The 22,224-nt window shown below is 43.8% G+C and carries 20 protein-coding genes and 1 rRNA gene; all 21 read right to left on the bottom strand.

The window, feature by feature from the left end; translation table 11 throughout:
- Positions 1-188 (bottom strand): 16S ribosomal RNA (locus T359_RS0115405); the annotation flags it as partial.
- A gap of 335 nt (positions 189-523) precedes the next feature.
- On the bottom strand, positions 524-1,384 hold the full coding sequence (locus tag T359_RS0115410) for a hypothetical protein (RefSeq protein WP_026518243.1): 861 nt from the start codon (positions 1,382-1,384) through the stop codon (positions 524-526).
- A gap of 17 nt (positions 1,385-1,401) precedes the next feature.
- Positions 1,402-2,922: a sensor histidine kinase gene (locus T359_RS0115415; RefSeq protein WP_242839109.1), complete on the bottom strand. Its 1,521-nt coding sequence runs from the start codon at positions 2,920-2,922 to the stop codon at positions 1,402-1,404.
- Complete coding sequence (locus tag T359_RS0115420) at positions 2,903-3,586, bottom strand: response regulator transcription factor (RefSeq protein WP_026518245.1); 684 nt, start codon at positions 3,584-3,586, stop codon at positions 2,903-2,905. The genes T359_RS0115415 and T359_RS0115420 overlap by 20 nt, the downstream gene beginning before the upstream one ends.
- A gap of 18 nt (positions 3,587-3,604) precedes the next feature.
- On the bottom strand, positions 3,605-4,213 hold the full coding sequence (locus T359_RS0115425) for a hypothetical protein (protein ID WP_026518246.1): 609 nt from the start codon (positions 4,211-4,213) through the stop codon (positions 3,605-3,607).
- A complete protein-coding gene (gene glgX, locus T359_RS0115430) occupies positions 4,203-6,380 on the bottom strand; it encodes a glycogen debranching protein GlgX (protein ID WP_026518247.1) in 2,178 nt (725 codons plus the stop codon). Before glgX ends, T359_RS0115425 begins: the two co-directional genes overlap by 11 nt.
- Positions 6,381-6,492: 112 nt before the next feature.
- Positions 6,493-7,905 (bottom strand): oxaloacetate decarboxylase subunit alpha, encoded by a 1,413-nt coding sequence (locus T359_RS0115435; protein ID WP_026518248.1) that lies wholly within the window; start codon positions 7,903-7,905, stop codon positions 6,493-6,495.
- A gap of 28 nt (positions 7,906-7,933) precedes the next feature.
- On the bottom strand, positions 7,934-9,076 hold the full coding sequence (locus T359_RS0115440; protein ID WP_026518249.1) for a sodium ion-translocating decarboxylase subunit beta: 1,143 nt from the start codon (positions 9,074-9,076) through the stop codon (positions 7,934-7,936).
- 52 nt (positions 9,077-9,128) lie between these two features.
- A complete protein-coding gene (locus T359_RS0115445; protein ID WP_026518250.1) occupies positions 9,129-9,491 on the bottom strand; it encodes a biotin/lipoyl-containing protein in 363 nt (120 codons plus the stop codon).
- Between the two features lie 44 nt (positions 9,492-9,535).
- The gene (locus T359_RS21825) at positions 9,536-10,363 is read right to left on the bottom strand and encodes an OadG family transporter subunit (RefSeq protein ID WP_197027109.1); all 828 of its coding nucleotides are present in this window, start codon (positions 10,361-10,363) and stop codon (positions 9,536-9,538) included.
- An 18-nt stretch (positions 10,364-10,381) separates the two neighbouring features.
- Positions 10,382-11,812, bottom strand: a complete 1,431-nt coding sequence (locus T359_RS0115455; protein WP_026518251.1) for an acyl-CoA carboxylase subunit beta — start codon at positions 11,810-11,812, stop codon at positions 10,382-10,384.
- A gap of 220 nt (positions 11,813-12,032) precedes the next feature.
- Complete coding sequence (gene scpB / locus T359_RS0115465; RefSeq protein ID WP_026518252.1) at positions 12,033-12,602, bottom strand: SMC-Scp complex subunit ScpB; 570 nt, start codon at positions 12,600-12,602, stop codon at positions 12,033-12,035.
- Between the two features lie 4 nt (positions 12,603-12,606).
- Positions 12,607-13,356 (bottom strand): segregation and condensation protein A, encoded by a 750-nt coding sequence (locus T359_RS0115470; protein ID WP_026518253.1) that lies wholly within the window; start codon positions 13,354-13,356, stop codon positions 12,607-12,609.
- Positions 13,357-13,358: 2 nt separating this feature from the next.
- Entirely contained in the window at positions 13,359-14,222 is an 864-nt protein-coding gene (locus T359_RS0115475; RefSeq protein WP_035784712.1) for a metallophosphoesterase, read from the bottom strand.
- A gap of 102 nt (positions 14,223-14,324) precedes the next feature.
- The gene (rpsU, locus tag T359_RS0115480) at positions 14,325-14,501 is read right to left on the bottom strand and encodes a 30S ribosomal protein S21 (protein WP_013280615.1); all 177 of its coding nucleotides are present in this window, start codon (positions 14,499-14,501) and stop codon (positions 14,325-14,327) included.
- Positions 14,502-14,622: 121 nt separating this feature from the next.
- Positions 14,623-17,280: an alanine--tRNA ligase gene (gene alaS / locus T359_RS0115485; protein WP_026518255.1), complete on the bottom strand. Its 2,658-nt coding sequence runs from the start codon at positions 17,278-17,280 to the stop codon at positions 14,623-14,625.
- Positions 17,281-17,302: 22 nt separating this feature from the next.
- Complete coding sequence (locus T359_RS0115490) at positions 17,303-18,712, bottom strand: glycine--tRNA ligase (protein WP_026518256.1); 1,410 nt, start codon at positions 18,710-18,712, stop codon at positions 17,303-17,305.
- Between the two features lie 27 nt (positions 18,713-18,739).
- Entirely contained in the window at positions 18,740-19,315 is a 576-nt protein-coding gene (locus T359_RS0115495; protein WP_155840146.1) for a hypothetical protein, read from the bottom strand.
- A gap of 123 nt (positions 19,316-19,438) precedes the next feature.
- Complete coding sequence (gene recO, locus T359_RS0115500; protein ID WP_026518258.1) at positions 19,439-20,092, bottom strand: DNA repair protein RecO; 654 nt, start codon at positions 20,090-20,092, stop codon at positions 19,439-19,441.
- An 8-nt stretch (positions 20,093-20,100) separates the two neighbouring features.
- Positions 20,101-21,186: a GTPase Era gene (era, locus tag T359_RS23090; RefSeq protein WP_026518259.1), complete on the bottom strand. Its 1,086-nt coding sequence runs from the start codon at positions 21,184-21,186 to the stop codon at positions 20,101-20,103.
- On the bottom strand, positions 21,176-22,180 hold the full coding sequence (locus tag T359_RS20705; RefSeq protein WP_051545527.1) for a DUF4349 domain-containing protein: 1,005 nt from the start codon (positions 22,178-22,180) through the stop codon (positions 21,176-21,178). Before T359_RS20705 ends, era begins: the two co-directional genes overlap by 11 nt.
- Positions 22,181-22,224: the final 44 nt, after the last annotated feature.

The following is a 22,224-nucleotide window of genomic DNA, read 5'->3' on the forward strand; positions in this document are numbered from 1 at the left end:
TATTATCAGTCGTTTCCAACTGCTATCCCCCAGTATGAGGCAGGTTGCCCACGCGTTACTCACCCGTCCGCCACTAACTTAAAACAAGAATCCGCCGAAGCCTCATCAGCGTCTTAAGTCCGTTCGACTTGCATGTGTTAGGCACGCCGCCAGCGTTCATCCTGAGCCAGGATCGAACTCTCACGTTTAAATGTTTTGTTCAATCCGGCCAGAACTAAAAGCTTGGCTTTAATGTTCTGTCCGTTATTACTTTTGGTTTGTTAATTCTGAATAATTCTCTTGGAATTTTTCAGGGTTGCATTACTGTTTATTTGTCAAGGTTCATGGAGCCTAGAATCCGCTCCATTACTGCATTTGCGGTGCTTTGTAACCGCAGCAGCAACGTATATAAATATATCACTGGGTATATATAATGTCAACAACTTTTTTCAACTTTTTTTACTTTTTTTATAATTTCCCTTAAACACCAGAAAAGACCTGCATTGCAGGCCTTTTCACCATGCTCAGTTTGAGCTGTTTTTTCTTATTTCAGGTAAACAACCTGTTCATTACCGCCTTCTCCAACGATAAGTCCAAGGGTTTCAATATGGGTCGCTTCGCTGGCATCTATCTGTGTAAGAACTACCAGGCTCTCATGGGCTCTGGATTCTATTGTCCCTATAAAGGATGAAAGGTCATTGGGAAGGAATGTCACTGAAGTATAACCTATATTCTTATCATTCAGTAATACCTGGAATAAAAGGTTATACTTTATCATATTCACATCTTTGCTGGAATCTGATCCATTGTACAGGTCAAATCTAAGTACCAGAAGTTTCTTTCCCTTGTCAGCGTTTACAACATAGCTCTTTGAGCTCTCGGGAAATGTACTTGAAACCGAGTAGCCCTCATATGAAAGGAAAAGATCCTGGGCTATCTCCTGGGAATCATCAGCGCTGATGGTTATAGCCTGAGGATTAGCTTCTGCTTCAGCACTTCCTGTATCAGGAATATTTTCAGAACCGGAGTCGCCCCTTGATGCCAGATCCTCTCCTGTCATGGTCTGTTCCTGGGTATCTCCGGAAGGATTATCTGCTGTAGGCTCTGCAACAGGCTGCGGAGCCGGCTGCTGGGGTGTAGTCTGTGTAGTGCTCTCCTGTTCTTTCGCAGCCTCCTTGGCATCTTTTCTGGCCTGACGTTCTCTGCTTTTTTGTTCTTCCTTGGCATCAACGTAAACAAGCCTCTCCTGGCCGTTATTTGAGTACTTCATAAGAAGTCCCACGGCGTACTCCACAGTCTGATCATACTCTTCCTGTGTGAGTTCCGGAAACTGCTCACCACAACCTGACAAAACCAGGATGCAACCTATGACAGCCAAAAGCCCATAGTACTTTCTAACCCTCATAAACTACCTCTTAAGTCTCATTTAGTCTCCAGTTCAAAATAAAACTCAACTCCGTTGTCATAATTGATAACGCCGTAATCCTGATGCATGCCTTCCATAATTGCCCTGACAATCGAAAGTCCGACACCGCTGCCTCCGTACTCTCTGGTTCTGGCCTTATCAACCTTGTAGAACTTATCCCAGATATGTCCGATGCTTTCCTCCGGTATCGGTTTACCTGTATTAAATACAGATACTCTGACAGTATTTTCTTTTTTCTGCAGCTTGACCTCTATTATCCTCTCTCCGTCTATATGATTGAGGGCATTGCTGTAATAATTCTGAAGAACTTCTTCGATCTTGAATTCATCACCCCATACAAAAATTGGGCTGTAGTCGTCAAATTTTACAGTAACATCCTTTTTCTGTGCCAAAAGCTCCGCTGACTTAAGATAGTTACTGACCATATCCACAATGTCAAAACGCTCCATGTTGGCTTTTTCATTGCCGAACTCAAGCTGATTCAGCGTAAGGAGCTTTTTAACCATGATATTCATCTTGGAGGCTTCATCCATGATGACTTCGCAGTAAAAGTTTCTGCTCTCCTCATCATCATTGATGCCTTCCTTAAGACCTTCCGCGTAGCCCTGAATAAGTGCTATGGGTGTTTTCAGCTCATGAGAAACATTGGCCAAAAACTCCTTTCGCATCTCATCAACCTCTTCTTTTCGCGCGATATCGCGTTTAAGGGCCACGTTGGCATTCTTAAGCTCTTTAATGGTTGATTCCAGTGTCTCGGAGAGCTCATTCATATTTTCTCCGAGGACGTCAATCTCATTGTGAGAAGTACCGTCATCAACGTACTTCGCTTCAAAATTGAGCTTTTTCATCTCATCGGAAATGAGATAAAGTCTCTTGATGGGATCTGTAAACTTCTTTGAAATATAAAGGATCAAAACAGAACCGGTAACAACTGCCATAATTCCAACATATGCCATGAAAGTATTGGAAATCATAACATTATCCTTGATACTCTCCATGGTGGATCTGACCAGAACAAGGTTGCCGCTTCCAACAACACCCCACATTTCGAGATATTGTCTTCCGGTAGTTCTGTCCTCATCAAGCTGAAGTGTATAGTCGTCCCCCATATCCAAAACGGTCTTATTCTCTATAAAATAATCACCGCCGGTGGGATTGATCATATTTTCCCAAAGAATCTTGGTGAGCATTTCCGCATTACTTGCAGAAGCCTTGACAGTCTTGGAATCTGCATCAAGAACGATCATTTCAATATTGTATCGCTCACAGATTCGTGTAATTTCTATATCGAACTCATCGGATGTAATATCGCCGTTTCTAATAGCAGTGGATATACTCCTGTACGCCTCGATGATCGCTTCTCTTTTATTCTGAACATAAAACTGTTCCATAAAGAGAAGGTTAATAACAAGGCAAAGTGCAAAGGTTCCTATCATTGTGAGTAGGAATGCCATACTCATTTCGAAGCGTATCGAACGGGTCTTATCCGAGGCCGGATTACTTGTCGATTTCTTCAAACTTATACCCCATTCCCCAAATTGTCTTTATCATGTCTCCCTTGGATCCAAGCTTGCCACGAAGCTTTTTAACATGAGTATCTATAGTTCTGGCATCGCCGAAATAATCATAATTCCAGACATTATTCAGAATTTTCTCACGTGAAAGAGCAACTCCCTTGTTTTCAAAGAAGAATGATAAAAGTTCAAATTCTTTATAGCTAAGCTCTATTTCCTTGCCGTCAACTTCTACGCTGTGAGCAACTTTATTTACCACGATTCCGCCCACTTCCATGACCTGATTATTGATAGCCTGGTTGGTTCTTCTGAGTATCGCGGAAACTCTCGCTGCCAGGATCTTGGGGCTGAATGGCTTGGAAATATATTCATCAACTCCGAGTTCAAAGCCTAAAAGCTCATCTCTCTCTTCCGACTTGGCTGTAAGCATGATGATCGGAACCTTGGAGTTGGAACGGATTTCTCTGCACACTTCCCATCCGTCTCTTCTGGGCATCATAACATCCAGAATTATGAGCGAAATATCCTTGTCATCATAAAAGAGATCAAGAGCCTGTTGTCCGTCCTCTGCCTCTAAAACAAGATATCCGTCCTTTACCAAAAAGTCTTTAACGAGTTTGCGCATCCTGCTCTCGTCATCAACTACAAGAATCTTCAGATCATCCATTAAGTAATTCCTCCTAGCCTAGTTGCTTTCTGTATCCTCATAATAACTTGAAGTATCTTCGATGCCAAGTCTTTTTTCCGCTTCCCTTACCTTCTTTTCCCTATCGGTAAGGTCCTGCTCCCATGAGGCATAGCGATTAGTAATATTACGCCTGTAATTAATAATATTATCACTTTCGCTGAAAGCTGTAATCAAAAACATCACTATGACTAGAATCGTCATAACAATGCTTAATACTATCGGAAAAATCCGCTTAAACTCAGGACTGGATTTTTGCTTTGCCGGCTTTATTCTCTGCCTGACACTTAAGTTTTCTATAGCTGAATGTCTTGTTACAGATACTCCCAGGGGAATAGGAATCAGGTCCTCTTCCGAATAGCCGTTTGCCAGTAGCTTGATCCGAAGATCCATAAGATATCCCCAACCAATAGGAGTTTTAAATATCTTGTTTTCTATAGCCTTTTCATAGACCGCTTTGATATCCTGAGGCTTTGTAGCCTTGGCACGAGTATTAAGGAGCTTTATCTTATTCTGATCCATAGCTCCTTTCTGGGCGTCAATCTCAGTCATGAACTCATATCCGCCGACTATTAAATTATCACCCTTTGATTTATCATCAGTTGCCATATTCTGCTCCGTATGATGCAATGAATACGCTGACGCTTCTGGCCTTCATGGTCTTATTTCTCCAGGTAAGCGGCTTAGGTCTGTTGTAAAAATACTTGCCTGTCTCATCTCCTGTATCAACACACAATGACCAGTATGCTCCTTCAGGAGGATTCGGAAGCATGATCTGCACATCTTCCCAGAATGCATTAATAGCAAGATAAACAATATCGTCATGTCCCTTTTTTCTGATATATCCGGCAAACCTGACGCATATTACCTTGGAATCCCCGGTAATATTGCCATTATCAGGATTTTCGGTATGAACAGAGATATGAGGAAATCCGCATTCAGCAGGTTTAAGATCCTTTCTGATGGAAGGATGCTTTCTCCTGAACTGGATCATGTTTCTGTAGAAGTCAAAGAACTCCTTATTCTTGTCAAGAAGCTTCCAGTCAAGCCATGATATCTGATTATCCTGGCAATAGGCGTTGTTATTGCCAAACTGGGTATTGCCGAATTCATCTCCCGCATAGATCATGGGAGTTCCTCTGCTGCACATCAAAACCGTAATGGCATTACGCATCATTCTGAATCTGAGGTCATTTATAGCAGGATCATCGGTCTCACCTTCAACACCGCAGTTCCAGCTTCTGTTGTCATTGGCTCCGTCGGTATTGTTCCAGCCATTGTCTTCATTGTGTTTTCCATTGTAGGAATAAAGATCATGAAGAGTGAAACCGTCATGACAGGTAATAAAGTTTATTGAAGACTCATATCCAAGATAGGACCCGCCATAGAGATCCAATGAGCCGGTTATTCTTCTTACCGCATCGGGAGCTGACCAGATATCACCTTTAAGGTAAGACCTTATGTCATCCCTATATTTTCCGTTCCATTCTGCCCATCTTTTCCAGGCAGGGAAATTACCAACCTGATACATACCACCGGCATCCCAGGCTTCGGCTATGAGCTTGACGTTTCCAAGAATAGGATCATAGGCAAGACGCTGGATAAGAGGCGGTCTTTCCATTGGTGAACCGTCCTGATCTCTTCCCAGAATACTTGCAAGATCAAATCTGAATCCATCGACTCTGTATTCTTCAACCCAGTATCTCAGACATTCCACAATGAATTCCTGAACTATGGGATGATTACAGTTCATAGTATTGCCGCAGCCGCTGAAATTATAGTATTGGCCGTAGGGTGTAAGGAGGTAATAAATATTATTGTCAAAGCCCTTAAAGGATATAAATGGGCCGTTTTCATTTCCTTCCGCAGTATGATTGAACACGACATCAAGGATAACCTCAATTCCGTTATCCTTAAGGGTCTTGATCATATGTTTTAGCTCTACGCCTTCCTTGTTATACTCAGTCTGTGAGGCATAGCTTGTATTGGGGGCAAAAAAGCTAATGGTATTATATCCCCAGTAATCCAGCAGGGTTCTGCCGTTTACTTCTCTCTTATCTCTTGTTTCATCAAATTCAAAGATAGGCATCAGCTCTACAGCAGTTACGCCAAGTCTTTTTAAGTAGTCCACCTTTTCCTTGATGCCTTCGAAGGTTCCTCTGCATCTGACATTGGAGGATTCATCCATGGTGAAGCCCCTGACGTGCATTTCATAGATAACCGAGTCGCACATTGGAACATTCAGGCTGTTTGTATCGTTCCATTCAAAGTTGTTTCGCACAACTCTAGCCCTATAGGCACCATCCTTGTTGGGTCTCTGTCCCCAGATTCTCTGGCCGGAAACAGCTTTTGCGTAAGGATCAAGAAGCACATGGCTCTTGTCAAACAAAAGACCGTTTTCAGGTTCCCAGGGACCGTCAACACTGTAGCAATACTCAAGATTCTCTATATCCAGACCGAAAACGATCATTGAGTATACTTTTCCGATTCTGTAGCTCTGAGGGAAGGGCAATGTTGCAAAGGGTTTACTCTCTCCTCTGTTATATAAAAGCAGCGTTATGGAAGTCGCACCATTGGAATTAATAGTGAAATTAACGCCGTCAGTAAGCATAGTTGCCCCGTAAATGTTATACATTCCGGGTCTGATTCTGAATCCGTTACATACATCTAAGGCCAGCATCTGTCGGTTTAAATCGCCTTTTCTAAGCTCCCGGACCTGACGCTCGCCTATCTCTACATGTTTTCTTATCTGTTTATGCCTTCTATACTCATCCATAGATTAATTTTATCACATATAGTGTACACAATTATAAAAAAAAGATGATATTTTGTTGATAAAACATACAAAATATCATCTTTTTATTTAATTTATACAAGTATCACACTTATCAAACAGGGTAAGCGTTATTCTTGGTATCTGCAGCAGTTACGTCAACCTTATCCTGCTGAGCCATACGATATTTGAAGAAGTCTGTAGCAACCTGAGGGAACAGTGCGTAGGAAAGAACGTCCTCATCCTGCTGCTTCCACTGAGCAACTTCCTTCTCGAACTTTTTAAGTCCTGGCTCAAGCTTATCTGCAGGTCTGCAGGTAATAACCTCTCTGTCACCGATGATCTTCTTCTGAACTTCAGGATTGAAAGGCTTAATTGTCTTACCATACTCACCGGCAAGGAGGTCCTTGGTCTGGTCAGTAGCAACCTTATATCTCTCACCCATAAGAACGTTCATAACAGCCTGTGTACCAACGATCTGTGATGAAGGAGTTACAAGCGGTGGCTCACCGAAGTCCTTACGAACCCGAGGGATCTCTTCAAGCACGGTATCGTACTTGTCGCTTGCATTCTGCTCTTTAAGCTGGCTAACCATGTTGGAAAGCATTCCGCCGGGAACCTGATACATAAGAGTCTTGATATTAACACCAAGAACCTTGGCATCCATAAGTCCGCTTGCAAGACACTCCTCTCTGTAAGGTCTGAAGTGATCTGCAATCTTAGCAAGAAGCTTCTGATCAAGACCGGTCTCGAAAGGCTGGCCCTTGAATGCCTCTACCATAACCTCTGTAGCAGGCTGTGATGTACCGAGAGCGAAAGGTGAAATTGCGCAGTCGATGATATCAACGCCGGCTTCAGCAGCCTTCATGTATGTCATGCTGGCAACACCTGATGTGTAGTGTGTATGAAGGTCGATAGGAAGCTTTGTAGCACTCTTAAGAGCCTTAACAAGCTTTTCTGCCTCATAAGGAAGAAGAAGACCTGCCATATCCTTGATACAGATAGAATCTGCACCCATGTTCTCAATATCCTTAGCAATGCTCATCCAATACTCTTCTGTATAAGCATCTCCAAGTGTGTATGCAAGGGCGATCTGAGCATGTCCGCCCTCTTTCTTACAAGCCTTAACAGATGCCTCAAGGTTTCTAAGGTCGTTAAGACAGTCGAAAATTCTGATATTATCGATACCGTTAGCAATAGACTTCTGAACAAAGTACTCTACTACGTCATCAGGATAGTGCTTGTATCCAAGAATATTCTGACCACGAAGGAGCATCTGAAGCTTGGTGTTCTTAAAGCCGTCTCTGAGCTGACGAAGTCTTACCCATGGATCTTCCTTAAGAAATCTCATGCAGGCATCGAATGTAGCTCCGCCCCAGCACTCTACTGCATTGTATCCAACTTTATCCATTGTATCAATGATAGGAAGCATAACCTCTGTAGGCATTCTTGTTGCGATCAGGGACTGATGCGCATCACGAAGGACTGTCTCATTGATACGAACAGGTTTTTTCACTAAATCTGCCATTTCTTTAATTTCCTTTCATAAAAAGTATTTATACGCCGAAGACTGCCATGAATGTACCGGCAACAACTGCGGTACCGATAACTCCGGCAACGTTAGGTCCCATAGCATGCATAAGAAGGAAGTTGGAAGGATCATATTCTGAACCAACCTTCTGTGAAACTCTGGCAGCCATAGGAACGGCAGATACGCCTGCGGATCCGATAAGAGGATTGATCTTGCCTCCTGTGATAAGGCACAAGAGCTTTCCAAGCAGACATCCTGCTGCAGTACCGAAAGCAAAAGCTATAAGTCCGAGTACAACGATGATAAGTGTTGTCTTGTTAAGGAAAGCCTCAGCACTTGTTGTAGCACCAACTGATGTACCAAGAAGGATAACTACGATGTACATAAGTGCGTTTGAAGCTGTCTCCTGAAGCTGACGAACAACTCCTGACTCTCTGAACAGATTTCCAAGCATCAGCATACCGATAAGAGGAGCTGTTGTAGGAAGGATCATGCTGACAACTATAGTAACGATTACAGGGAAGAGAATCTTCTCCAGCTTGGATACTTCTCTAAGCTGCTGCATTCTGATGGTTCTCTCCTTCTGGGTTGTCAAAGCCTTCATGATAGGTGGCTGAATCATAGGAACCAGCGCCATGTATGAATAAGCCGCAACCGCGATAGGTCCAAGGATTGATGTCTGATGGAGCTTACTTGCAAGGAAGATAGATGTAGGTCCATCCGCACCACCAATGATTGATACAGCGGCAGCCTGCTGATCATTAAAGCCAAAGAAAATAGCCATAAAGTAAGCAGAGAAAATACCGAACTGAGCACCAGCACCCATAAGGAAGCTGATAGGGTTGGCAATAAGGGGACCAAAGTCTGTCATAGCTCCAACGCCAAGGAAGATAAGTGAAGGAAGGATTGCCCATTCATCGAGAATGTAGAAATAATGAAGCAGTCCACCTGCAGAATCTCCAACCGGCTTAGCCATAATCTCGGGATAAATATTTACAAGAAGCATACCGAATGAGATCGGTACCAAAAGTAAAGGCTCAAATCCCTTAGCAATAGCAAGATATAAGAAAACCAGCGCCACAGCGACCATTACGTAATTCTCCCAGGTCATGGTGGTAAATGCTGTTTGCTGCCAGAGATTTGATAATGTATTAACTATGTAATCCATTTTCTATCCTCATTTCTTAATTTGATAATTGTGAATAGTTCTCTGACAAATATTAGTTAAGAGTTGCAAGAACTGTTCCTGCCTCAACAGCATCACCTGCTGCTACATCGATGCTTGCTACAGTTCCGTCTGCGGGAGCTACCATAGGGATCTCCATCTTCATGGACTCGATAGTTACAACTGTGTCGCCCTTCTTAACTGACTGACCAACATTAGCATTGATCTTAAGGACCTTACCTGCTGCACCTGCCTCAACCTTGATGCTGCCTGCGCCTGCACTTGCCTTCTTAGCAGGTGCTGCGGGAGCCTTAACTGCAGGAGCTGCTGCTCTTGCGGGAGCTGCGCCTGTGCCCTGTCCTTCTTCTACTGTTACATCATATACGTTTCCGTTAACGGTTATTGTATAGTTCTTCATTGTGTCTCCTTTCAAAATTAGAAGCATGCCTTAGCAAGCCTTAATCAATTATTTTTCCACTTTGTATTTCTCTTTCTGATGGAACGTACTACGAAGCCATCAGTTCCGCCGCTTCCTTCATAAGCAGCGATTGCAGCTGCGATAACAGCTACCAGCTCAGCATCGGAAGTAAGCTCTTCCTGTTCAGCAATCTGGCTGGTTACATTATCCATTGACTTCTGGGTGATTTCCTTATCGCTTTCCTTCTTCTTTTTGCCGCCACCGATAAGAAGCGGGAAGAGTGAAATAATAAGTGAAATGATGATCAGGATGGCGAAAGCCATTCCCATTCCCAAAAGTGTATTAAGTCCGGCATTTCCTAATTTCTCTGCGGTAGACTTATTAACCGTAACACCAAGATCGGTAGGCTGACCTGAGTTTGTCAGATAGATCTCCATATTAGCTGTGTGCTTGGTTCCGGTGATCTCATTCTGAGCAACCAAAACTCCGTCACTGTTAATATAGAACTGTGTATCTGTAACGCTGATGTCATCCCTAAGTGTCTCAAGACTGTTGTATCCCAGGTCCTCAACGGCCTTGCACCAGCTGTCATATCCCTTGAACATTACGTCATAGTATTCATCACCATAGTTGGGACCAAGTTCAAAGTACAGACTCTCCTCAAAATTAGCAGGAGTGATGCCCTGTAAATACCAGCTCTCGAAGCAGCGATCCTCAATGTTTGAAGCATAGGATCTGATATTCTCGACATTAAAGATATCGGCCTGATATCTGCTTCCTTCAACAGAATTGTACTTAACCTCCTGACCGCAGGCAGTAAGACCGAGAAGGCAGCTAATCATCACGCCCAAAACTAAAAGTTTACGTTTCATTCTGAGTGCTCCCTTCATTTATACTGTGCCATGTTTCTTGGCAGGACGCTCATCTCTTTTTGTAAAAAGCATTTCAAATGCTCCGATAACATACTTTCTTGTGTCTGCAGGCTCAATGATCTCATCAACATAGCCTCTTGCAGCAGCACTCTTAACATTATTCTGAAGTGCAGCGTACTCAGCAGCAGTCTTGGAAACGGTCTCTGCATCCTTACCGTCTGCGATGATCTTGGCAGCAAGCTTGGCATCCATAGTACCGATCTGAGCATCAGGCCAGCTGATTGTAACGTCAGCACCAAGTGCCTTGGAGTTCATGATCACATAAGCTGAACCGAAGGCCTTGCCTGTGATAAGGTTAACCTTGGGAACAGTTGCATTTGCAAGAGCATAAACAAGTCTTCCTGCAGCCTTGGCAACATGCTTCTCATCACATCTTGATGAACCGAAGCCTGTAGCATTGTTAAGTGTAAGAACAGGGATATCAAAAGCATCGCAGAAGTTAACAAACTCTGCAGCCTTCTCACAGCCATGTCCTGTAAGCTTATCTGCGAACTTCTCAGCCTCTTTGCCGTTCTCGTCAAAAAGTGCTGTGCGGTTACCAACAAGGCCTACTGTAGCGCCGTTGAGCTTGATAAAGCCGGTAACCATCTCTTTAGCATACTCTCTCTTAGTCTCGAAGAATACGCCGTTGTCAGAAATCTGAGAAGCAACAAGTGCAGGATCTGCAGCGCATCCGTCAAGATTCTCACATGCTCTGTTAAGATCGTCAGAGCACTCCTCGTAAGAATCTCCATCCTCATTGTTAGAAGGAAGAAGTGCTACGAGCTCTCTGATCTGAGCATAGATTGCAGCCTCGTCAGCAACTACATCAACATTGCCTGTCTCTGCAGACTGCCACTTAGCAGCAGAAGTATCACATTTTTCTTTATAATTGCCCTCAAGGACATTAGGGGAATTAACAAAGAGTCTTGCCTTATCAGATTCCATAAATGTGAAGTCAGTGATTGAAGGAATCAGTGCAAGTCCACCACCACAGTTCCCAAATACAGCTGTGATCTGAGGAACTACGCCGGAAGCCTCCACCTGCTTAAGATAGATTTCGCCGAATGCATTAAGTGCATCAGCTCCCTCCTGAAGACGAAGTCCCGCTGAATCGATAAGTCCGATTACAGGAGAGCCAGTCTTGATAGCCAGTTCGTACAGGCGAACGATTTTCTTAGCATGCATCTCACCGATAGATCCGCCAAGAACTGACGAATCCTGGCTGTAAACGTATACCAGATTACCGTCAATAACACCATAACCGGTAACAACGCCGTCAGATGGTGTTTCTTCCTGTTTCAGATTGAAATCTGTGCTTCTTGCTGTCACAAGGCCGCCGATTTCAACGAAACTGTTTTCATCGAGCAAAGCATTTATTCTTTGACTCGCTTGTGAAGAACTACTCATTTGTTTAACCTCCGTGAAAAAATTTGTAATATAATGAGAGCCAAGACTCGGAAATGAAAACATTTCCCAAGTTGTCGGACATCTGCAAGATTATGAATATCAAGAAAAGTCGCAAAATCCGCAACATAAGTCAGAATATAGTATACCATAATTGTGGGCAAAAAAAAGTGAGAATGCAGAAAAAAATCAGCATTCTCATATATTTTTTGGTATTTGTATATTAAATATCCAATTTTAAGTTAACTTCTTCTTCGGCCTGTGCCTTGAACTCCTCTACCTGTACGGTTCCTATGGAAGGAAGCTCCTCCAGAGACTTAACTCCAAAGCTTCTCAAAAATTCTTCTGTTGTGCCGAAAAGTAATGGTCTTCCGGGGGCATCAAGCCTTCCCAATTCCTGAACCAGTCCAAATTCCACAAGTCTGTTGACTGCGTGATCGGAATTGACACCTCTGATTTTTTCAACTTCCAGCCTTGTTATGGGCTGTTTGTAGGCTATTATCGAAAGAGTTTCCATAAGGGAATCGGTAAGAACGGCCTTTTTGGGCGCCTTGGCTATCTTTACAAGATATTCGTACATCTCTTTTTTGGTGCAGAGCTGCACTGCCTTTTCAAGCTCGATAAGCCCTATTCCGCTATCTGCCTTTGTGTATTTCTCCTTGAGGTATCCTACGTATTTTTTGACCTCTCTGACATCTGTCTCTATAGCCTTGGCCAAAGCACTAAGCTCAACAGAATCTCCCATTGTAAAAAGAATAGCTTCTACTACAGCTGCTCCCTCTTCTATCGTCATTTTCTCAGCTTGCCTTTCTTGATGTTATGATTATATCTCCGAAGGTAGTCTCCTGCTCGATCTCGATCTCGCCCAGCTTGATCTCCTCCAGCATCACAAGGAACGTAACGATGATCTCGTTCTTACTGTGCTGCTTCTCCAATAGTTGTCTGAAACTAAACCTTGAGTGTTCGCGGATATATGCCTTTACATAGAGATACTTGGCATCCATGTCCACTTCTTCCTTCTCAATGTTGCCAAACTTGCTTCGGATGGGATCCACCTTGTCTTCCTGTCTCTTAAGAAGATCCTGAAAAATCGCATTGAGCTTGGATAAAGTAGCATTCCCTATAAGATCCGTCAGATCAACAGGAGGCTCGTACTCCTTGACTTCCTTGGGAATATTTTTGCTTCTGTACCAGGAAAGTCCGGCATCCATCTGCCTGTCCTTAAGCTCGTATGCCATATATTTATACATCTTATACTCAAGAAGCTTCTCAACGAGCTCAGCTCTGGGATCCTCTTCCTCGCCTTCCTCGTTGACCTCCTTGGGAAGGAGCATCTTGCATTTGATATCTATCAAAGTAGCCGCCATAACAAGGAACTCACTGGTAACTTCCATGTCTTCCTTCTTCATGGCACCTATGTACTGCATATACTGTTCAGTTATGGTAAAAATCGGAATGTCATAGATATCTATTTGGTTTTTATCGATCAGGTGCAAAAGAAGGTCCAAGGGGCCTTCAAATACCTGAAGTTTAACTTCCAGTGACATTATTATCTCCCACAAATCTTAATCACACATACCTCGCCGGGATTGAACATCCTCACATGAATGCTGTGAGTTCCAAGTCCTCTGCTCAGTATCATATATTTCCCGTTTCTTTCGAACTTCCCTCCGTCATACTTTGGGAAAAGAGCTATGGCCGGAGAAATCACGCCTCCCACCAAAGGAAGTCTGATGATTCCGCCGTGAACATGCCCGGAAACAGTAAGATCAGCTCCCCAATCGCTGTATTCCGGAAAATAAATAGGATTATGCGCTATCAGAACCTGAAAGGCTTTCTTATCGGAACTGCCTAAAAGTCTGTTGATAGTTCCGGGTTCCATCTGTTTTTTGACAACCTTGCGAAAGTATTCATAGCCAAGGTCCAGTCCGCTGATCCTGATATTCTTATCTTCGATATCAAGGCTGTCATTCTCAAGTGTTCTGACTCCCGCCCTGTTCAGCATGCTTCTGTATCTGTCAAAAAGGTTGCCAAACTCTCCTTTGAACGCCTTGATCTTATGCTCATGATTGCCGTTTCCCATATATACAGGATAATCGGCAGCAAGGCGAGACAAGAGGCTGAGTCCGGCCTCATACTGAATACGTCCCTTGATCCTGTGAGCTGTAAACATATCGCCTGCACAAAGGATTGCATCAGGATCGGTTGCCCTGATGGCTTCCAACAGCTTGTCATTATTATTGCCAAAAACATAGCCGTGAAGATCCGAAAGAAGGACAAAGGTATAATCTCCCTCTATCTTGTCAGTGCTGATCTCATAATTTCTGACAACAAAGCTGTGCGTATCATGATAAATCACCGCCGCAGATAAAGCAGCAATTATTAAAATGGCTAAAACTACATATATCCACATAGGCAAATTATTATTTCCTGTTCCTTTTGAAAACGTAACAAATCTTATTTTAACATAAAAAAGAGTCTTTGGCATAAGCCAAAGACTCTTTTCAAGTTAAAATTAGTTATATTTGCGCTTTCTTGCTGCCTCAGACTTCTTCTTGCGTCGTACGCTTGGCTTCTCGTAGTGCTCTCTCTTACGGATTTCCTGCTGAATACCAGCTTTTGCGCAGCTTCTCTTAAAACGACGCAGCGCGCTATCCAAAGTCTCGTTTTCTTTTACTACTACAGTTGACATCTCTACTCTTACCCTCCCTTCAGTCCCTTCAAGTACATGACTGATTGGGTTATTTATTATGCTTAAACTGAGCCATTAAGCTCACATAACATCAATAATTATATCATAAAAACATATCTCGTCAAGCATTAATTTGTTGATTGAGAACTTTTTCTGCTTCTGCAAGAGCATTATCGATTCCTGCAGGGTTCTTGCCGCCTGCCTGAGCCATGTTAGGACGTCCGCCACCGCCGCCTCCAACAAGAGGAGCAACAGCCTTGATAAGGTTGCCTGCATGAACTCCCTTGGCCATAGCACCATCTGTTGCCATGGTTACAAGATTAACCTTGCCGTCAGCTTCGGAAATAAGAACTACAACGCCCTCACCAAGCTTGGTCTTGAGCTGGTCGCCCAGATCACGAAGACCATTCATGTCAACGCCCTTAACGGATGTTGCAAGAAGCTTAACGCCCTTGATCTCCTTAACCTGATCCATAACATCACCGAGAGCTGCCTGTGCTTCCTTGCTCTTAAGTGATTCATTCTCGCTTCTGAGTGCCTTAAGCTCTTCCTGGAGCTTCTTGATATGCTCAACGATATCTGAAGGATTGGTCTTCAGAGACTTGGCAGCCTCTGAAAGGGTTCCCTCTACGTTCTTGTAATATGCTCTTGCATTGTTGCCTGTAAGTGCCTCGATACGACGCACACCGGCTGCAACACCGCTCTCGGAAACAATCTTGAAAAGTCCGATATGGCTTGTATTAGCTACATGTGTACCACCGCAAAGCTCAATGGAGAAGTCGCCCATGTTAACTACTCTTACGGTCTCGCCATACTTCTCGCCAAACAGAGCCATAGCTCCGGTCTTCTTAGCTTCTTCGACAGACATCTCCTTGGTAACTACAGGAAGTGCCTCTAAAATCTTGGCATTTACGATTTCTTCAACCTTCTGGATCTCATCTGCAGTCATAGCCTGATGATAGCTGAAGTCAAATCTTGTCTTGTCAGGATCCTGGTAAGAACCGGCCTGCTCTACGCCATCACCCAGAACCAGCTGAAGTGCCTTCTGAAGAAGGTGGGTTGCTGAATGGTTACGGCAGGTAGTTGCTCTGTTCTCAACATCTACATTAAGTGAAACCTTGTCTGAAGTCTTGAAGCTTCCGCTTACAACCTTACCAACATGAGCTGTTCTGCCGCCTGCAACCTTAATTGTCTCGGCAACTTCGAACTTCGCTCCGTTTGAACCGGTAATCACACCGATATCACCTACCTGACCACCCATTGTGCCATAGAAGGTTGTCTTGTCGGTAATGACAGTTCCCTGCTGACCCTCAGTAAGCTCATCAACAAGAGCCTCTGCACCGGCCATGGCAACTACAGTACCATCACAGGAAAGTGCCTCATAGCCGAGGAACTCTGTCTTAACAGACTCATCAAGGCCATCAAATACTCCGGCGCCTGTTGTAAGATTAGCTGAGAAGTTCTGATTCTCTCTGGCCTTCTGCTTCTGCTCTTCCATGGAAGCCTTGAAGCCTTCCTCATCAACAGTAAGTCCCTCTTCCTCAGCAAGCTCAGCTGTGAGCTCAACAGGGAATCCGAATGTATCATAAAGGAAGAATGCATCCTTACCTTCGATCTGCTTCTTGCCGGCAGCTGAAGTAGCATCAAGGATCTTCTTGAACTCCTTCATACCGTTCTCAAGAGTTGACTCAAAACGAGTAATCTCTCTCTCAAGCTCTGTAAGAACGAACTTCTCGTTCTTAGCAAGGTGCTCGTAGCTGTCTTTGTACTCATCAATGTAGATCTGAGCTACGCCAAGGATCTGGCTCTTGTTAAGTCCAAGAGTTCTTGCGTGTCTTACAGCTCTTCTGATAAGTCTTCTGAGAATGTAGCCTGCTCCTGTATTGGAAGGAAGAAGCTTGGCCTCATCTCCGATAAGCATTACAGATGTACGGGTATGATCAGCAAGAATTCTCATGGATCTTGTAGTCTTTTCATCAGACTCGTACTTGATTCCGCTCTCTTTCTCAATAAATGCTATAACAGGTGCATGAAGATCGATCTTGTAAACGTCATCAACGCCGTTAAGGAAAGCAAGGATACGCTCAAGTCCCCAACCTGTATCTACATTCTTCTGTGAAAGAGGTGTGAGGTGACCGTCATGGTGCTTCTCATACTGCATGAATACGTCGTTACCGATCTCGGTATACTTGCCGCAGTGGCATCCGGGGCCGCAATCAGGGCCGCAATCCGGAACATCCTTCACATAGAACATCTCACTGTCAGGACCGCAGGGACCGTATTCAAGTCCCCACCAGTTATCCTCGGCAGGAAGATAATATATGTTCTCAGGCTTAAAGCCTGATTCGATACGATATTTAGCGCCTTCCTCATCTCTTGGAGCATTCTCATCACCTGCAAATACAGTAGCAGCGAGGTGATCAGCGTCAAAGCCAAAGAGCTGTGTAAGAAGCTCATAGCTCCACTGACATCTCTCCTTCTTGAAATAATCGCCAAGGGACCAACTTCCCATCATCTCAAAGAAAGTGCCATGGCTCTTATCGCCGACAGAATCGATATCATTGGTACGAACACATCCCTGAACATTGCAAAGTCTGGTTCCCATGGGATGCTTCTTGCCAAGAAGGTATGGCATAAGAGGCTGCATTCCTGCAACGTTGAACATAACACCGGTTGATCCGTCGGATACCAGTGATACAGCGCCACAATCAACATGTCCTCTGTCTATATAGAACTGCTTCCATGCCTTACGCAGTTCGTTAGCTGTAAACTGTTTCATTTAAAAAATCCTCCAAAAAAAATTAGAAAGTAAACTTATCTGCGAAGAATGCATCAAGCTCGTCGATGGCAATTCTCTCCTGCTCCATACTGTCTCTGAATCTGACAGTAACCTTGTTGTCTGTCTCTGAGTCAAAGTCATAGGTTACGCAGAAAGGAGTTCCGATCTCATCCTGACGACGATATCTCTTACCGATGTTTCCACGGTCATCGAATTCGCAGTTATACTTCTTGGAAAGCTGTGCATAAATCTTCTCAGCACCTTCGTTAAGCTTCTTTGAAAGTGGAAGGATACCGATCTTAACAGGAGCAAGTGCGGGATGGAAACGAAGCACTGTTCTCATATCGGGAGCTTCCTCGGTTCCAAGGTTCTCCTCGTCATAAGCCTCGCAAAGGAATGCAAGAGTTACACGGTCTGCACCAAGTGAAGGCTCAACAACGTAAGGGATATATTTCTCCTTAGTTTCATCATCAAAGTAGTCCATAGGCTCGCCTGATGTCTCCTGATGACGTGTAAGGTCGTAGTTGGTTCTTGAAGCGATTCCCCAGAGCTCACCCCAGTCTGTGAATGGGAATGCATACTCAATATCAGTTGTATGATCGCTGTAGAATGAAAGCTCCTCAGGATCATGATCACGAAGTCTAAGATTCTCTTCCTTGATTCCAAGAGAAAGAAGCCACTCATAGCATGTCTTTCTCCAGTACTCAAACCATTCTGTCTGAGTTCCTGGCTTGCAGAAGAACTCAAGCTCCATCTGCTCAAACTCTCTTGTACGGAAGGTGAAGTTACCTGGAGTGATCTCGTTACGGAAGCTCTTACCGATCTGGCAGATTCCGAAAGGTACCTTCTTACGGGATGTACGCTGTACATTCTTGAAGTTAACGAAAATACCCTGAGCAGTCTCGGGACGAAGATATACAGTATCCTTGGCATCCTCTGTTACACCCTGGAAGGTCTTGAACATGAGGTTGAACTCTCTGATACCTGTAAAGTTGTGCTTACCGCAGGATGGGCAGGGAACGCTGTGCTCCTTGATGAAGTTCTCCATCTCCTCATGAGACCATCCGTCAACTGAAGTCTCAAGTGTAATATTGTTCTCTGCAGCAAAGTCCTCAATGATCTTGTCTGCTCTGAATCTCTCGTGGCACTCCTTACAATCCATAAGAGGATCGGAGAATCCGCCTAAATGTCCTGAAGCAACCCAAGTCTGAGGGTTCATAAGAATAGCGCAGTCAACACCAACGTTATAAGGGTTCTCCTGCACAAACTTCTGCCACCATGCCTTCTTGACATTGTTCTTGAACTCTACTCCCAGGTTACCGTAGTCCCAGGTATTGGCAAGACCGCCGTAGATCTCAGATCCCGGATAAACAAAGCCCCTTGCCTTTGCAAGAGCTACGATCTTGTCCATTGTCTTAGCTGATTTCTCCATACTTCTAATCCTCTCTCTGTTTGATTCTTATTTTGAAAGAAGCAACTGCACTGAGTCTGCGCTGATGTCTGTAGATGCTGCTTCTTTTTTGTTCTTAAGCTGTGTTCCTTTTGTCATAAAAGAAATATTGTAAGGTGTAACAATATCTGATTTATCGGTAGTTATAACTATATGTTTCTCAAGGTTCTCATTGATACCTTCCTGTCCAAGGATATTACCGTCCTTGTCCACCAGGTCTTCCGAAACCTTGTATCCCTTATCCAGTGCTTCCTGCACTGTTCCGTAGAATAGTGAAACCTGATTAAAATGCGAATAATCCGAAGTGCTGTTAAAACTCATAACCATGGTCACAACCTTGGACTCTTCATCCTCTGTGGCCGATTCCAAAAACACTTTCTCGCTGATATACTCTGAATTATACACAGAAACTTCTTTGGCAGCCATGTCGCTGAGTTCCTGCAGGTCGTAATAGGACTCCCCAAAATCCTCAACTATGGTGCTTCTGACTTTTCCATCCTTACTGATGCTAAGGGTTGTTGTCGAAATATTATTATTGCCGCAGCCCAGAAGCAATATGGATGGTATCAAAAACGCAGTAAGCAAGGCCCCCGCCCTTCTGCTTTTTAATTGTAAATGTGTACTAACAGTATGATTCACGAATTCCCTCAATAAAAAAATATTTAAATAACCAAAACAAAGTTATTATAGCCAAATAATATTTCTTTTTCAATACTCAAAGGTTTTTAGCATTTCAAGGCTCTTCATAGGCCTGTCCACAAACCTTTTTATGTAATCATTGCTCACTGATACAAGCTCTCCCAATACTTCCTCGCTCACATTAAAGGTATACAATTTTTCAAGGGGGCTTGAAGCTATATAATCCAGTGCATACTCAGCCGAAGGACTGAGCATCATTTTTTGCGGTTTCCCGGGATATTCTCCCTCAGTCACAAGGGTTCTGAGTTCAAAGATGCATTTTACCAGCCTGTTGGGAAGCTTATCATTCAAAAGAGCCCTCAGGGATAAGTACAAAAGATTCAGCAGCTGCCTGTCTTCATTGTTCTCCCTTGTATAATAGGATGTAAGCTCAAGAAAAAAGGTGCCGTAACAGGCACCTTCTAAATCCTGGCGAAAGCCCTCAAAATAATTCTCTATGTCCGCTTCAACTATGGTATAGCTGTTTTTTCCCGCGAAAAGTTTGAAAGTTCCAAAGCAGAAGGGTTCAACGGTTCCGGAAAGCTTGTTTCCGGGCTTTCTGGCACTTCGTGCAAAGGCCGTTATCTTCCCTCTCTCCGCGGTAAATATAGTAGCTACCCAGTCGTAGTCCCCGGCCGGAGAATGTTTGATGATAATCCCTCTGACGGTAATTATATCTTCCATAAGTAACCTTATCTGTCAAAATTCCTTATATCATATCCAAAGCTCTTCATCTGAGTCTTGTCATCTCTCCAGTCTTTTCTGACCTTGACCCAGAGCTGAAGATTAACCTTACAGCCCACAAGAGCTTCTATATCTTTTCTTGCGGAGGAGCCTATCTTCTTAAGCATGCTTCCGCCCTTGCCGATGACAATTCCCTTATGAGAATCTCTTTCGCAAATGATGGTGGCATCGATATCCATGATTCCTTCCGGATCATAGCCCTCATCAGCAGACTCGTTTCCGGGGATGTCAAATATCACAGGACCATCCTCCATCATCTCATCATCCGGATCCTCAGCAGCTGCAATCTCTTCCTGAAGAAGCTTACTCTTCTTCGGGGGATGCTGATGTCTCTTTTTCTTTTTAGGCGGTTCCACTGTGACCTTCTCTCTCATTCTCATGGTCTCGATGGTCACCGCTATTCCGTGGGGCACCTCATCCTGAAGAAGTCTGAGAGCCTTTTCCCTTATTATTTCAGAGACGATATTTCTCTCCGCCTGATCGGTTATGGTATCTTCATCGTAAAAAGGCGGTCCCACAGGCAGGAACTCTTTGATGGCGTCCATAACGCCTTCTATGTTCTTTCTCTTGAGGGCTGCCACATGTACAACCCTGGCAAAATCCATCTCCTGCCTGTAGGCATTTTCAAATTTCTCGAGGCTGTCTTCAGAAACCGTATCAATCTTGTTGATAACAAGAATGACCGGCTTCTTGCAGCTCTTAAGTTCTTCGATTATGGACTTCTCCCCGGCTCCGATAAATGTGGAAGGCTCCACAAGCCAAAGCACCACATCCACCTCTTCCAGAGTACTCTTGGCAACCTTGGTCATGTATTCACCAAGCTTGTTCTTGGTCTCATGAATACCCGGAGTATCCAGAAAGATCATCTGGCAGGTATCATCAGTGTAAACCGTCATAATCCTGTTCCTTGTGGTCTGGGGCTTACTGGATGTTATGGCGATCTTCTGCCCTATCATCTGATTCATAAGTGTGGATTTGCCTACATTGGGGCGTCCTATTAGTGTTATAAAACCTGTTTTAAAATTATTGTTCATTCTTTCCTTCTGCAGAATCATTCTGCGCTGGTGCATTCTGAACAGGCTGTGCGTACTGATTAGCCTGCATGTACTGAGCGTAAGCAGCTGCTTTCTTTTCCTTGTTCTTCTTATCGACCTTCTTAACTATAAGAACAATGACAGTTACAAATGCTGCAAAGATCACGAGCTGTGGAATATGAATTACGATAAGGACAAAGAGCTCAACGAAGAAATTCTTCACAGCAACAAGGCTGTCAACAAAGCCTTCTCCCATTCTGGCAAAGGCGCCCTTCTTCTCAACAGGAGTAAATTTCTCAACCTGCTCAAGATAAAGGAAAACTGTGGTATAGTCAACCTTGTTGTCATAGGTGCGAAGCTGTGACTCAATGCTCTCTATCTGATATCTTACATCTGAAAGTCTGCTCTCAACTGTGATGAGATCTTCTACTGTCTCTGCACTTTCCAGGATCTTGAGAAGTCTTTCTTCTTCCGTTCTGAGTGCCTTCTTTCTGCTCTCAGTATCAGCATATGAAAGAGTTATATCCTCAACATCCACAGATTTGCTTGTTATGTTGTTATTGCCCTCAACCAGTTCGATGAAGCTGTCTGCCTTGGATGCAGGAATTCTGATGGTGTAATTGGCTGACTTGCTGTCGTTGTAAACGCGGCTGCTCTCGATATATCCACCAAGCTCACCAACCTTGTTCTCAACCTGGCTTCTTGCTTTATCAAAATCCTCTGTTTCCGCTTCTATATTGATAGTTGTGATGAGTTTTCTGCTGTTTTTTACAGTCTCCTCAGCAACCTCTCCGGCTTCAGCAGTATCATACGCCGCTTCTTCTTCATAAACTGCATAATCAGCAGTCTCCATGGCATTACTTCCCGCTGCCTTCATTGAAGCAGCCGGGGCTTCAGTTGTAGAATAGCTGTCTGAAGAGCCGCAGCCCGCAAGAATAGTTGAAGCAAAAACAATTGATCCCGCAATAATACCTAAACACTTTTTCATTTTCATAATACAAATAACCTCCTTGTATACGTATAGTATTTGTGCCGTTC

The sequence above is a fragment of the Butyrivibrio sp. MC2021 genome, assembly GCF_000621605.1.
In the GTDB taxonomy this organism is placed as follows: domain Bacteria; phylum Bacillota; class Clostridia; order Lachnospirales; family Lachnospiraceae; genus Butyrivibrio.

Excerpts from the sequence above, each read along its gene's own strand:
- T359_RS0115410 (WP_026518243.1), bottom strand. The coding sequence starts at position 1,384 with ATGAGGGTTAGAAAGTACTATGGGCTTTTGGCTGTCATAGGTTGCATC.
- T359_RS0115420 (WP_026518245.1), bottom strand. The coding sequence starts at position 3,586 with ATGGATGATCTGAAGATTCTTGTAGTTGATGACGAGAGCAGGATGCGC.
- T359_RS0115425 (WP_026518246.1), bottom strand. The coding sequence starts at position 4,213 with ATGGCAACTGATGATAAATCAAAGGGTGATAATTTAATAGTCGGCGGA.
- glgX (WP_026518247.1), bottom strand. The coding sequence starts at position 6,380 with ATGGATGAGTATAGAAGGCATAAACAGATAAGAAAACATGTAGAGATA.
- T359_RS0115435 (WP_026518248.1), bottom strand. The coding sequence starts at position 7,905 with ATGGCAGATTTAGTGAAAAAACCTGTTCGTATCAATGAGACAGTCCTT.
- T359_RS0115440 (WP_026518249.1), bottom strand. The coding sequence starts at position 9,076 with ATGGATTACATAGTTAATACATTATCAAATCTCTGGCAGCAAACAGCA.
- T359_RS0115445 (WP_026518250.1), bottom strand. The coding sequence starts at position 9,491 with ATGAAGAACTATACAATAACCGTTAACGGAAACGTATATGATGTAACA.
- T359_RS21825 (WP_197027109.1), bottom strand. The coding sequence starts at position 10,363 with ATGAAACGTAAACTTTTAGTTTTGGGCGTGATGATTAGCTGCCTTCTC.
- T359_RS0115455 (WP_026518251.1), bottom strand. The coding sequence starts at position 11,812 with ATGAGTAGTTCTTCACAAGCGAGTCAAAGAATAAATGCTTTGCTCGAT.
- scpB (WP_026518252.1), bottom strand. The coding sequence starts at position 12,602 with ATGACGATAGAAGAGGGAGCAGCTGTAGTAGAAGCTATTCTTTTTACA.
- T359_RS0115470 (WP_026518253.1), bottom strand. The coding sequence starts at position 13,356 with ATGTCACTGGAAGTTAAACTTCAGGTATTTGAAGGCCCCTTGGACCTT.
- T359_RS0115475 (WP_035784712.1), bottom strand. The coding sequence starts at position 14,222 with ATGTGGATATATGTAGTTTTAGCCATTTTAATAATTGCTGCTTTATCT.
- rpsU (WP_013280615.1), bottom strand. The coding sequence starts at position 14,501 with ATGTCAACTGTAGTAGTAAAAGAAAACGAGACTTTGGATAGCGCGCTG.
- alaS (WP_026518255.1), bottom strand. The coding sequence starts at position 17,280 with ATGAAACAGTTTACAGCTAACGAACTGCGTAAGGCATGGAAGCAGTTC.
- T359_RS0115490 (WP_026518256.1), bottom strand. The coding sequence starts at position 18,712 with ATGGAGAAATCAGCTAAGACAATGGACAAGATCGTAGCTCTTGCAAAG.
- recO (WP_026518258.1), bottom strand. The coding sequence starts at position 20,092 with ATGGAAGATATAATTACCGTCAGAGGGATTATCATCAAACATTCTCCG.
- era (WP_026518259.1), bottom strand. The coding sequence starts at position 21,186 with ATGAACAATAATTTTAAAACAGGTTTTATAACACTAATAGGACGCCCC.
- T359_RS20705 (WP_051545527.1), bottom strand. The coding sequence starts at position 22,180 with ATGAAAATGAAAAAGTGTTTAGGTATTATTGCGGGATCAATTGTTTTT.